This window comes from Herpetosiphon sp. NSE202 (genome assembly GCF_042688385.1).
Classification (GTDB): domain Bacteria; phylum Chloroflexota; class Chloroflexia; order Chloroflexales; family Herpetosiphonaceae; genus Herpetosiphon.
In genome coordinates this window covers 225,309-238,761 of record NZ_JBHUPY010000012.1, presented here as the reverse complement: position 1 = coordinate 238,761, position 13,453 = coordinate 225,309, and the positions used below count along the sequence as shown (strand labels likewise).

At 50.8% G+C, this 13,453-nt stretch carries 4 protein-coding genes; all 4 read right to left on the bottom strand.

The window, feature by feature from the left end; all coding sequences use genetic code 11:
* Positions 1-9: 9 nt before the first annotated feature.
* The 4 genes from ACFMKP_RS15495 to ACFMKP_RS15480 all read right to left on the bottom strand — a co-directional run bounded on the left by ACFMKP_RS15495 (position 10) and on the right by ACFMKP_RS15480 (position 13,436).
* Positions 10-690, bottom strand: a complete 681-nt coding sequence (locus tag ACFMKP_RS15495; RefSeq protein WP_382292877.1) for a VOC family protein — start codon at positions 688-690, stop codon at positions 10-12.
* Between the two features lie 215 nt (positions 691-905).
* Positions 906-1,247 (bottom strand): hypothetical protein, encoded by a 342-nt coding sequence (locus tag ACFMKP_RS15490; protein ID WP_382292875.1) that lies wholly within the window; start codon positions 1,245-1,247, stop codon positions 906-908.
* Positions 1,248-1,708: 461 nt separating this feature from the next.
* Positions 1,709-4,309: a C25 family cysteine peptidase gene (locus ACFMKP_RS15485; protein WP_382292873.1), complete on the bottom strand. Its 2,601-nt coding sequence runs from the start codon at positions 4,307-4,309 to the stop codon at positions 1,709-1,711.
* 73 nt (positions 4,310-4,382) lie between these two features.
* Positions 4,383-13,436 (bottom strand): SdrD B-like domain-containing protein, encoded by a 9,054-nt coding sequence (locus ACFMKP_RS15480; RefSeq protein WP_382292871.1) that lies wholly within the window; start codon positions 13,434-13,436, stop codon positions 4,383-4,385.
* Between the last annotated feature and the right edge of the window lie 17 nt (positions 13,437-13,453).

Below are 13,453 nucleotides of genomic sequence, written 5' to 3'. Positions count from 1 at the left end.
TGTCGCTGGTTAGCAATAGAGCCGAAGCGGCAGCAATGGTCGCATGTCAAAAACTTTTCCTTGGCGCTGATCATCAAAGGTCAGTTCTAACAAGGGATAAGCCCCAAGTTTCAACGGCAAAAGGCTCAGGAGTGGGTTCGTCGGCGGCACTGCATCGAGCGAGGTCACGGTGATTTGGAAATCTGTGAGTTGCTGCACGCCCAAGGCATGACCATGTGGGTGCTCAAAGCGACTTTCCCAATAGGCCAGCGACCCATGCAGAATCGAGCAGGGTGGCACATATAACGATGGTTGCGGAAACAGTTCAAGCAACGAATCATCAGGCATCCATTGCGCAGTATGCCGCCGCGTCTCAAAGCCCATGGGCGCTGTATCAGGAGTGCGATAATGCATCCCGACCCCAAATGGACAGTGGCCTGTTGTGCGCCATGTGTCGCCAATTGGAATTACATCCGGTTGTTTCGCCAAGGAAGCATCAAGCTCTGCTTGGTCTTCAATCCACAAGAGTTCGAGGTACATGTTGTCGAAGTAGATGACGTGTGAAGCAGTGCCCTCGCCCTCGTGAATCCCAATTGTCGTTTTGGGGATGAAGCCAATACTTCGCAGCGCATCCATGGCTGTGCCATCTTTGGAAACCCATAGATAGAGATGATCGATCACCAACGGAGATGATTCCTGCAAGACCGACATAGGGCTTCCTCAAAATTCGCAACCAAGAACAATCTACCATGAGCTGTATTATTGCATAATCCACATCATTTCACCAAGCAAACCATCGAGTTCTCGTGAAATCTCTACCTGAATCAGCCTAGGCAATTGGATTGATCCGCATGCGGCCTGAAGAATGCGCAAAAAAAACCCCTCGTCTGTGCTAGACGAAGGGCTGAGGTGAGCGAAACTACCTGTTAGGCGGCGCTATTGGCATCTTGGCGCAATGGCAAGAGCGGCATAATATCTTCTGGCTCTAACGAAGGATGAATATACATAATTGCCCCCCGCGGTGCATGTCGAATTGAGCCACGCGAGTTGGCGATCAGAATAATTTCTGCATCGTCGCATTGATCAAGCCAACGAATTAAACCTGGTGTGCAAATGCTTGCATCGACAAAAATACGCTCGGGAACAAATTGTTGAAAGCATGCATTGATCATGCGTGGTGTAGTCACCATTAATGGCATTGCCAAAACTTCAAAACGGTCGATAAACCGTTGGCGAAGTTCATTACTCTCGGTGATCAAAACGACCATCTGGTGCTCCTAGTTCCTCAGCATGGCTGGGTGAAGTAAAAATGTTTGCTCCATAGCCAAAGAGTTCTATGTCGCAAAACATCGTCAACGATGCCTTTCCGAAGAACGTACATGAATGTTAGTTAAGAATTAAGTATCAAGTGTTGAATAAATGCATTTGCATTATAGTAGTAGCTATCATTGTTTACTCCACCAAAAAGCTAGCATAAAGGTACTATCTTGATTTAGGTCATGGCTTTGATAAATGAGGGATACGCTTACGTACAAAATATCCCCCACCTAGGTATTTGGCTCATCCTTGGTTGAAGCATACTAATACTAGAATAGGGGTTTTAGCTGATTTAACCGCTGAATCATTCGTGTGCATATATGAGCTATGCTCTAGCCATATTTGTTGGCATAGGTGACTGCAATAGCGTAGCCCGATAGTCCTAGATGAAGCTAGTTCTCTACCTATATGATTATTTTATAACTGCTGGGAGATAGCTCGTTTCGCGTTGCTGATGTTGTAATAATATGTTGGGATCACCCAAGAGAATCGAACTTTGCAGGCTATCTTGGCAACAGCCACCATTGCTGAACAAATGCACAAGCCCAGCTAGGACTCCCGTACCAATCTGGGTTTGGCGTGGGTTGCTCCACATGCGTTGCCACCAGCCTTCGTTCAACAGATCATGGCCATAGGCTACGCCTAAACCTGCCGACCCCCAAGTGGCAATTGCTCCACCATTAGGTTGTAAAACCAAGCGTTCATCAAGGCTCGTGCCACTCCACGCGATGGTTTGAAAGGCACTGGTCAAACATGTCATCTCCAAGATCATCGGCAAGGCTGGGCTATTTTGCAGCCGATCACTATCGTATAAACTCAAAAGATAGGGCTGGCTATTGCTCAAATCAGTAATTGCCCATTGATATTGATGGCTATGCCCAACGTAAGTCACCACTGCCGCCCCTTGATTCAATTGATCAAAGGTTTGTTGGCGTGCTTGATCAGCGCTGGCAATCCGCCATGGGTCGGTTTGGGGCAAGCCGTTGCTGGTTTTGCGCCACGGGTCATAATAAACGCGCTGAATTTCTAGCTTATTTGGTTGATAGCCAATCATTGCGTCGCTGAGCGCGGCAAAATCGCCTGCATAATCTGCTTGGCCGCTGGCAGTTTTATAGTTATCGGCAACGTAGATTTGGCGCGAACGCCAGCGCACATCTGCTGGAGCGCTTTCATAATTGTCGATTTTATTGATCAGATTGGTCAATTCGGCCTCAGTTTTGGCTGGCAAACGCCCGATTTGCAGATCAGGAAGCGGATCAGCCAGCGGCTTATCGCCATCAAGTTGCACAAAACATGTGTCGCAGGCAATTTCGCCAAGCCACGGGTCGCTATTAACGGGCAATGGTGGAATCTGATTCGGATTATTGCGACCCAAATAATTGCGTGGATCAATCGTGCCATCACCAACCAATACCAGCGCTTGCGGTGCTTGTGGCCAAGTGTTAGCGAGGTAGCGCATAAAATTGCGAATCGCCAACGGATCAACATTGCCGCTGCTCCAACGATCATAAATTGCTTGCACATCAACGAGCAATGGCTGCAAACCCTGCTGCTCACGCCGTTCGATCAACGGTTGCAGTAGGTTATGCCATTGTTTGGGCGCAAGATAAATGGTTTTGGCTGGGTTTTGCCAATTGCCATGGGCACTCGCTGCGATGCTTGGTTGCGGCAGGTTGGCCGGATTGACCAGCAGATAATCGCCTGGTTCAGCTGCCAGCAAATCATTGTTAAATTGCATTCGCTGTGGTTGCCAAGGCTGGCTTACGTTATAACTCACTGCTTGGTTTGGGCGATTAATAATTGAATAATTAGCTTTACGGACTGCTTGCCATTGGATTGTTTGCGCGTTTGCATTCAGCACGACAGGCCGTTGCCAGAGCACGCGATCGAGCGCGATGCCGCTAATCTGTTGGGTGTTGGCAATTGCGATTTGCAGCTGGTGGCTTGGCGCAAGCTGAGCCGATTTAGTAAAAACACCGCTATTCAAGCCAAGGTTAATTCGCTGGCTGCTGGTGATGGCGATGCTGGTTGGATTGCTGGTGTAAACAATGCCGTTTAATGTAACCGTGCTTGGGCCTGTCGCCAGTGGCAAGGTGCTGGTGAGCCAAAGCTGTTGGGTTGTTGGGTTTAATTCTGGCCCAGCCTTCAAATCGGCGCTAAACCAATGGTCGTCATCAGTGCCAGCCTGCAACGAATCGTAGATTTGTGGGTTATACCAGAGGCTGGTTTGATAGGCTTGGGTGCTGGTTGGCAAGCCAGTTGGATCAAGCGTTATCGACCCGATTTTGGGGCTACTGTTGGCCGTCCCAATCTTGAGCCAGAGATTGCTGGTGGTGTTCCAGCGATCGCCAATGCTGGGCAGATAGAACCAAATTGCATCGTTTTGATCAAAGCTGCCGTCGAGCGTGCCCCGTTCTTCGATTGCAAGTTGCTGATTTTTGTACCACAGCTGAAGGCTATAGGGTGCGAGGTTGGCAAGGTTAATGCCTGCTTGGGCTAAGCTGACACCAGTTAATTGCTGCATCCCTGCTTGGTTGGCTGTAATGCGCCAGCCTTGGCCAATTTGCGGGCTTGGTACTGCTTGATTGAGCTGAAACGGTTGGTCGATCAAACGATTTGGCTGATCAAACAATTGGGCATTGGCAACATACAGCTTTGCCTTGCTAATGCGTTGCTGGTTGATTGTGGTTTGGGGCTGCAAAACAACAATCCGTTGGCCGCGAAAACGGCCTTCGCGTAGCACATTGAGTGGTGCTAGCACTTCTGCAAGCTTGTTGATAGGTTGTTGATCGAGGCTGAGTGCTTGCAGGGTTGGCTGAAATTGCCAATCATCGGCCACTAAAATGGCAAAAGGTCGTAATTCCTTGGCTGCTTGCCATTCGACCATAATGCCATTTGGGGCTTCTTGGAGCGTTGCCTGCGTTTGCAGCGCCGATGGTTGCGCTTCGCTCGCTGGCACTTGGGTAAAGATACATGATCCGAGCAAACAAACAAGGATAAGGTAACGCCACATAATCCGATCCTCAACTACACAACAAACGCAAAGGGCTGACTGGAATTATTCCAGCCAGCCCTTACCGACGTGATTACCGCGTGGTCATTGGTACGAAGATGTGATACTTATTGGCTTGGGTACTATTGGTATTGGCTGGGCCATACTCGTTGGTGCTGCCATCGAGTTCGGTTTCAACCAACCAATAGGAGTAGGTGCTGCTGTCGTCAACGTTGGTGTCGAGCCAGCGATAGCTTGCGCCGCCGCTGCGGCCTTGGGCTGCAATCATGCTGCTCGTAACGCGGCTAGCATTGGCCCGATTGCGGTCGCTACTGCGATACAGATGGAAGCCCAAGGTCTTGGATTCGCTGACAGTTGTCCATTGAACAACCACATTGCCTGCCTCACGGATTGCGCTGAAATCAGCCAACTCAATGGCATTTGGTGTGGTTACGCCTGCGTAGATCGAGCCATTGTTATCGCCTGGATTCAAGACGATTACGCCAGTTGTGCCCGTGTTGGGGTCAACGTCGCTATCGCTTGCATCGCTGCCCGTATCATCGTGGGTAAAGACGAAGCCTGCTGGCAAGTTGTCGAAGCCAACGATATAGCTGCCTGGTGGCAAGTTGTCGAATTGATAGTTGCCATTGGCATCGGTGGTTGTGCTGATGATTGCCGTGCCATTGATGTCGTAGAGTGTGACAATCACGCCTGGTACACCACCATCGCCTGGCACATATTGGCCATCAGCGTCGGTGTCGTACCAAACGATATTGCCAAGGCTGGCGGGAACAAACACGCCAAAGTCGATGCTGAGATTGCTATTGGCGCTGCTATCGCCATCGTTGGTTGGCTCGCTATTGGCCAAAACCGTGACGGCTAAGCTCTTGATGCCACCTGCAAAGGTAGTTCCGTTGTCATCGTCGTTAATATTGTTATCGGGATCGCTAGCTGGCTCGAATGGCGTTGGTTGTGCGCCAAAGTTGCCCGTGCTGCTCACGAAATTTTCCAAGGCTGCGCCTGCTGCAAAGTTGCTGCTTGGCAGTACCACAATATAATCACCGGGCATGAGATTATCAAAGAGATAGTTGCCACCGGCATTGGTTGTGGTCGTATCGAGCATTTCGCCTGCATCTGGTTGATTGTTGGCGTTGCGATCGCGGTATAGATCAACCGTCACATTGTCGATCCCAACGGCTGCACCATCAACGATCCCATTATTGTTGAAATCGTTCCAAACCAAGTCGCCTAAGCTGACTGGCGTGTAGAACCCTGCATCCCAGGTTGGGTCATCTTCGCCAGCGGTCAAGCTGGTCGCAGCTGTTGCACCTGTAATTGGGTCAACATCGCTATCGATTGTATCGTCGCCACCAACGTTTGCTGTCGTGAAGAGCATGCCAACTGGCGCTTGGAAATCAAGGGTATAGCTACCTGGAATCAAGCCAGTGAAGCTATAGTTGCCGTTGGCATCGGTGATTTGGGTGTCGACCAGCACATTATTGTTGTAGAGATGGACAGTTACGCCAGCAATCCCTGGCTCGCCTGCATCTTGAATCCCATTGCCATTGCTGTCTTCCCAAACAAAGTTGCCAATGCTGGCGAGTTCATAGATTCCAGCATCGATGTTTGGATTATTCTCACCTGAGGCGAGAATGATCAAGGCGCTCACGCCCGTTGTTGGATTGGCATCGCTATCAATCGTATCGTTTGCATCGACGTTGACTGGGCTAAAGTTGTAGTTGGCTGGCTTGGTGAACTGAACATAATAGCCCACGCCTGGCATTAAGTTTGTGAATTGATAGGCTCCATTGACGGTTGTGGTCGTGGCGATCACTGCATTGCTGCTATCGAGCAAGTTGACCGTCAAGCCATCTACGCCAATTTCACCAGCATCGAAGAGTCCATTGAGATTGGTATCGTACCAAATCAGGTTGCCTAAGCTGGCGTATTGATACAAACCAGCATCGATCGTTGGGTTAGAGCCACCACTCGCCAAGGTTACCGTTGCAGCTTGGCCCGTTGTTGGATTGGCATTGCTATCAAGAGCTGGGTCGCTGCCAGCACCTTGTTGGGTGAAGAAGTAGCCGCTTGGGGCAACAAATTCAACCAAATATGAGTTTGGTGACAATAGACCAAAGAAGTAATCGCCAAGTGCGCCAGTAACGGTTGTGTTAATTGCTGCGCCATCGGGAATGCCATCATTGTTAGTATCAAGATACAAGTTGACGGTGACATTTGGAATACCTGGTTCGTTGCCATCTTGAATCCCATTGACATTGAGATCGTGCCAGACATAGTTGCCTAAGCCAGCCAATTGATAGATCCCAGCGTCGATGGTGTCGTTATAGCCGTTGACCGTAACCGTGACGAGGCCGCTACAGCCAGTAACTGGGTCTGCATCGCTATCGATCGTGTCGTCGCCGCCAACATTTGGTGTCGTGAAGACACTGCCTGTCGGCAAGCCACTGAACTGAACCGAGTAGCTGCCTGGCGTTAATTGACCGAAGCTATAGTTGCCTGTGCTGCTGGTTGTTTGACTGGCAATGACCACATCGTCGGCGGTACATGGCAGATTGTCTGGGCCTGGCGTGTAAAGCGTGACGAGAATGCCGCCAACGCCATTTTCCGAGCCGTCTTGCAGGCCATTGCCATTGGTATCGAACCAGACATAATTGCCCAAACCACCCAAGTGGAATAAGCCAAAGTCGAGCGAAAGATTGCTATCGGCTTCGGTATCGCCATCGTTGGTTGGCTCGCTACCAGCATTCAAGCTAATTGCTTGACTGGCAACCACGCCAGTTGTGCCCAATGTTCCAATCGTCGTGCCGTTATCATCGTTGTTGATGTTGGTATCAGGATCGCTGGCTGGTTCGCTATTGCCGCCAGTTGAGCTGGCCATGCTTTGTAATGGGCCGCCAGTCGCAAAGTTGGTTGCAGGTAAGACCACGATGTACTCGCCTGGTACGAGATTATCGAAGTGATACAATCCACCAGCGCTGGTTGTTGTTTGGTCAACTAAACTATCGCCTGCATCAAACACACCGTCGCCATCATCGGCATACAGGTCTACGGCTACGCCAGCAATACCAGTTTCGCCATTGTTGTACCAGCCATCATTATTGTCATCATCCCAAACCAAGTCGCCAAGGCTAAGCAGATGGTAAAAGCCGAAGTCAACCGTCAAGTTGCTGTTGGCATCGATCGCACCACCCGTGCCGTTGCTATCGGCTTCGCCAGTTGGTTCGGCTCCAGCTGCGAGGCTGAAACATGCACTTTGAACGCTGCCACCACTGCCGAGCGTGCCCACGACTGAGCCGTTATCGTTATTATCGGCGTTGTCGCTATCTGGGTCGGGCGCTGGCTCGAATGGGCCAGTTGCGGCTGTTGCACCGGTGCTGCTGCCCTTACCAAGCAATGCGCCAATACCGATGAAGTTGCTGCTTGGAATGGCCACGCAGTAATTACCAGCAAGCAAATTGTTGAACAGATAGTAGCCATTTGGATTGGTTTGAACACTCGCAACGATTGGTGCATCGGCGGCATCAATCACGCCGTTGCCGTTGCGATCCATGTACAGATCAACCGTAACATTGTTGATTCCAGCTTCGCCGTTATTGCGCAAGCCATCGTTGTTCGTATCTTCCCAAACCCGATTCCCAAGGCTGAGTGGTTGATAGACCCCAAAATCAACCGTCAAGTTGCTATTGGCATCAATCGTTGAATCGCCACTGCCATTGGTTTCGCCAGTTGGCTCGCTGCCAGCAGCCAGCGTGACGCTAGCGCTATGGATTACGCCCGTTGTGCCTAGCGTGCCAACAATTGTGCCATTATCGTCGTTATCGACGTTGTTATCGGGATCGGGCGCGGTTTCGTAGGGACCTGAGATGCTACCAACGGTTCCGGTGCTGCTGGTATAGCCGATCAACGCGCCTGCGCCGCTAAAGTTGCTGGCAGCAAGCTCAATATCATAATTCCCACCGGTCAGGCCAGCAAAATGATAGTAGCCGGTAGCATTGGTGGTGGTCGTGCTCAGGATCGTGTTTGAGCCTTCGAGATATAAGTTAACAACAACCCCACTAATGCCCGTTTCGCCAACATTGAAGAGACCATTGTTGTTGGCATCGTTCCAAACATAATTGCCAACCGCGAGTGGTTGATAAATCCCAGCGTCAACTGTTTCGTTGTGTTCGCTCAAAACCAAGCTGATGATTCCAGTACAGCCAGTAACTGGGTCTGCATCGCTATCGATGGTGTCGTCGGCTCCAACATTTGGTGTTGTGAACACATAGCCAGCAGGCAAATCGCTAAACTGAATCACATAATTGCCAGCGAGCAGGTAATCGAAGTCATATGCGCCAGTAGCCGACGTTGTTTGGCTGGCAACAAATACATCGTCAGCAGTACATGGCAGGTTGTCTGGGCCTGGGGTATAGAGCGTAACCGTAACTCCGCTAACCCCGCCGCCAATGCCATCTTGCAGGCCATTGCCATTATTGTCGTACCAGACAAAATCCCCGATGCTTGCTAAGGCAAAGACCCCAAAATCAAGGCTGAGGTTAGTATTGGCGTTGGTATCGCCATCGTTGGTTGGCTCGCTACCAGCATTTAAGCTGATTGCTTGGCTGGCGATCACGCCAGTTGTGGTGAGCGTGCCAATAACCGTGCCATTGTCATCGTTATTAATATTGTTATCGGGATCGCTGGCTGGTTCGCTGCCCCCACCAGTTGAGCTGGTCATGTTATGCAGTGGGCCAGTATCGCCGAAGTTGCTCGTTGGCAAGACCACGATGTACTCACCAGGCAAGAGGTTGCTGAATCCATAAATGCCATTGGCAAGTGTCAGGGTTTGAGCAATAAAGGTATCGCCTGCATCAAACACACCGTCGCCATCATCGGCATACAGCTCGACGGTTACGCCAGCAAGGCCAGTTTCGCCATTATTCAATAAACCATCGTTGTTGGCATCGTTCCAAACCGTGTTGCCAAGGCTCAGCAATTGGTAGAAGCCGAAGTCAACCGTCAAGTTGCTGTTGGCATCAATCGCGCCCCCCGTTCCATTCGTGTCGGTTTCGCCAGTTGGTGCGGCTCCTGCTGCGAGATTGAAACATGTGCTCTGGACGCTGCCACCGCTACCGAGGATGCCAGTAATTGAGCCATTGTCGTTATCGTCGTTGGTATCGCTATCTGGGTCGGGGGCTGGCTCGAATGGGCCAGTTGCCGTGCTTGCGCCAGTGCTACTGCTATAGCCAACCAATGCGCCAGCGCCGGTGAAGTTGCCGCTGGTGATTGCTACACAGTAATTGCCTGGATTCAGGCTGCTGAACAAATAGTAGCCACTTGCATTGGTTTGGGTGCTGGCAACTGCTGGTGCATCGGCAGCATCAATCACACCGTTGCCATTGCGATCGAGATAGAGATCGACAACAACATTGGTGATGCCAGTTTCGCCGTTGTTGCGCAAGCCATCGTTGTTGGCATCGTTCCAAATGCGATTGCCAAGGCTTAAGTTGGCGAAGACCCCAAAATCAAGCGTCAAGTTGCTATTGGCATCAATTGTTGGGTCATTACTACCATTGGTCTCGTCAGTTGGTTCGCTGCCAGCTGCCAGCGTGATTGAGGCACTGCGGATTACGCCAGTTGTGCCGAGCGTGCCGATAACCTCGCCATTATCATCGCTATCGATGTTGGTATTGGGATCGGGCGCGGTTTCGTAGGGGCCTGAGATGCTGCCGAATGTGCCAGTGCTGCTGGTATAGCCAACCAAAGCGCCTGCACCGCTAAAGTTGCTGGCAGCCAATTCCACTTCATAATCGCCAGCCCCAAGCATGCTAAAGTGATAGTAGCCAGTGGCGTTGGTCGTGGTTGAAGCCAGAACTGTGGTTGAGCCAGCCCGATACAGGTTGACAACGACACCACTGATGCCCGTTTCGCCAGCAGCGAAGAGGCCATTGTTATTGAGATCATTCCAAACATGATTGCCAAGTGCCAAAGCTTGGAACAAGCCAAAGTCCAAAGTTGTATCGTCGGTCGAACCAAGGGCATTATTCACAATCGTCGCATTTTGTGCACCAGTGCTGGCTGGCGTGAGCGTGATCAATGCACTGCGTACTACTGCACCATTGGTCGTGCCATTATCGTCATTATTGATATTATTGTCGGGATCGGGCGCTGGTTCGGATGGGCCAGTCGCTAACGCTTGGCTGCCAGTGCTCGAAACAAAATTGGCTGGTGGTGTTAGCTGAACATAATAATCACCAGGCAATAAGCCTGCAAAGCTGTAATTACCGCCACCACTGGTCGTTGTGCTGGCAATTAAGACATTCGCGGCGTTATAGATTGCAACATTAACATTGTCGATGCCTGCTTCGCCAACATCCAATAAGCCATTATTGTTGACATCGTTCCAAACGCGATTGCCAAGGCTGAGCTTGAAGAAGCCAAAATCAACGGTCAAATTGGTGGTTGCGTCTGGTTCGGCTGGATCGCTAGTACACAAGTTGGTTTCGGTGGTTGGCTCGTTGCCACCAAGCGTGATGACTTGGCTCAACACCCCATCGCTGGCAAGGTTTGCGCCTTCAACGCCATTATCATCATTTTCAATATTGTTATTGGCGCTGGCTGCGGTGATGGTGCTGCTGCGATAGCCTGCTAAGGCATTGCCTGCGCCGAAGTTGGTCGGATTAATCCGCACAACATAGCTGTTAGCGGTTAAGCCATCAAAACGATAGCAGCCATTGGTCGTGGTATTTTGGGTAGCCAAGGCGGTGCCGCTATCGGGAACGCCGTTGGCATCGGCATCGGCAAACAGACTGACGCTTACGCCGCCAATGCCTTGTTCGCTTGGATCGAGGGTACCGTTATTGTTGGTATCGTACCAAACGCGGTTGCCCACGCTATAGCCATAAAAACCAATGTCATAACTGTGGTTGTTATCGCCAGCAACGCCAGTATTAAAGGTAATTACTGCGTTGGCACCGCTAAGCATCGCGTCCGAATCGCGCAGATCGCTGTTGGTGCCACTATTGAAGTCGGTGATCGTCAGGTTTTTGTTGGCCAACGCTGCTTGAGCTGTAGCCACCCGAATTGAGTAGCCAGTTCGGTTTGGTTGTAAACCAGTAATATTGAAAATCGTGCTAGCGGTGTTGGTGCCTGCCAATGATGAGAAGCGATAGTTGCCATTGGTATCAGTGGTGGCAGTTGCCAGCACGGTTGTGCCATTGGTATCAAACAACCGCACGGCCACGCCACTTAATGCTGGCTCGCCTGCATCCTGAATCCCGTTATTATTGGCATCATTCCAAATCCGGTTGCCAATTTCAATCGGCGCTGCATCGCACAATGCTTCAAGGTCGCCTAAACCGCCAGCTTTGGCCAGCGTGTTGGTTTGGGCATTGCTATCGTAAATCCGATAAGCACGACTGCGATTGCCAGTGCTGTTGTTGAGCCACATGATCCCACCATCGAAGTATTGGGTATTATCGAAAATTGGATCATAAATAGTTTGGACAACATCGGGCTTGCCTGGAATTTGCAACAAGCCACCGAGTGATACTTCATCGTGCTCAGGATAGTTGTCGCGGTAGTAATATTCGCCGCCGCCGGGGCCTTGGTTGGTGCCAGCGCCAGCGGTGGTTGTGCCACCACACGAACCGTTTGCTTCGAGCGTCCAGCTGCTCCCATTGCCACAAGCACGCAAAATGTCGCCAGCTGAATCGCCAATATAGAGTTGAGTGCTGCCAGCGGTGGTGTTATTTTGATTAAAACCCATTTGATCGCTGAAGCGGTCGCGGATACCCAAAATCATGTTGCCGTTATCGAATTCGATGTCGGTCAACATTGGTTGGGGTTGGACATACTCGCCGCCAAAGCCAGTTGCCGTGACTGTGAAGTTGGTGCGCCATGGATTCCAGACGGCGCTGGTACAACCGCCAGCAACTACCGCACAACCACGGGTGTGGTTCAATGGAAAGTTCAATACTTGGGTGAAGGTTGTCGTGGTTGGGTTGAATTGATAAACATAACCACGTAAATTGGCGGCATTGGCCGTTGATTGGGCTGAACAAACCATGCCCAAATAGACGAAGCCTTCATTGACCGCCAAGGCGTAGGGGCGGTTATCGCCAACAGCACAATCGGCTGGTGCTGGCACGTTGTAGCGGCTAATTGCTGCTGCCGTTGGAGCGGTTGGCGTTAAGCCAATCGGAATTTTATACAGTTGTTTTGAGGCAAGGTTAACCGTCCAGAGCGTTGTTTCATCTTCGGAAATATCCATATCGCCGAGCGAAATTTTGCCAACTGGGTCCCAACTTGCTGAATCGTGTACGAGGTCAGTGCCCGTTGGATGCGGGTTTGCCCCAGCTGTGTTTGCGCCAAATAACGCATTTAAATCAAGGAACACGCTGACCGTGCGTGGGCTAGGCGTAATCCGATAAATTGCGCCGATACCGTTTGGCCCGAAGCCAACGTGACGTTTCATTACTGCTGAGGCAAACAAGCTTTTTGATGAGCGCTGCCAAGCCAAACCAAAGGTTGGGCCAGTTTCAGCACCAAAGGCTAAATCACTTGGGGTTGGGCTATCGACACCAGGGATCGGACTATTGCCAGTACTGCCTGCGGTATAGGGAAAGCCCACAATCGAGTGGAAGGCTGCTGATGGAGCTTGATCTTGATGGCCCATGCTGTAACAGTTTGTAACCAAAGTTGGGTTATCTTGGCAGTAGTTGGCTGGGTTGTTAAAGCCCATATTGGCGGTTGTGCTACCACCACTCAAAAACAAGACGCTTGAGCCTGAATTGCTGCCCATCGGTCCTGATTTGACTGTGCTGGGCGCATTGGTAAATTCAACCCGATATGGCCCGCTATAGGCCGTCGCATCGTTAATTGTATAGTTGCCAGAGGCATTGGTGGTTGCCGTGCTAACCACTGCATTGCTTGCATTGTAGACGGTGACCGTCACGCCACTGAGGCCTGGCTCCAAGCTATCGATGATGCCATTGGCGTTGTAATCGCGATACGCCCGCCCGCTAATGGTCGCTGCGGCATAAGCCACTGATCCAGCATTTGGCAGCATGGTGATTGCGAGTGCTACCAATAAACTACAACACACCAGTAATGTGCTGAATGAATATCGAGGAGATGCTTGCTTCATACGATAACCTCTGTGAT

Excerpts from the sequence above, each read along its gene's own strand:
- ACFMKP_RS15495 (WP_382292877.1), bottom strand. The coding sequence starts at position 690 with ATGTCGGTCTTGCAGGAATCATCTCCGTTGGTGATCGATCATCTCTAT.
- ACFMKP_RS15490 (WP_382292875.1), bottom strand. The coding sequence starts at position 1,247 with ATGGTCGTTTTGATCACCGAGAGTAATGAACTTCGCCAACGGTTTATC.
- ACFMKP_RS15485 (WP_382292873.1), bottom strand. The coding sequence starts at position 4,309 with ATGTGGCGTTACCTTATCCTTGTTTGTTTGCTCGGATCATGTATCTTT.
- ACFMKP_RS15480 (WP_382292871.1), bottom strand. The coding sequence starts at position 13,436 with ATGAAGCAAGCATCTCCTCGATATTCATTCAGCACATTACTGGTGTGT.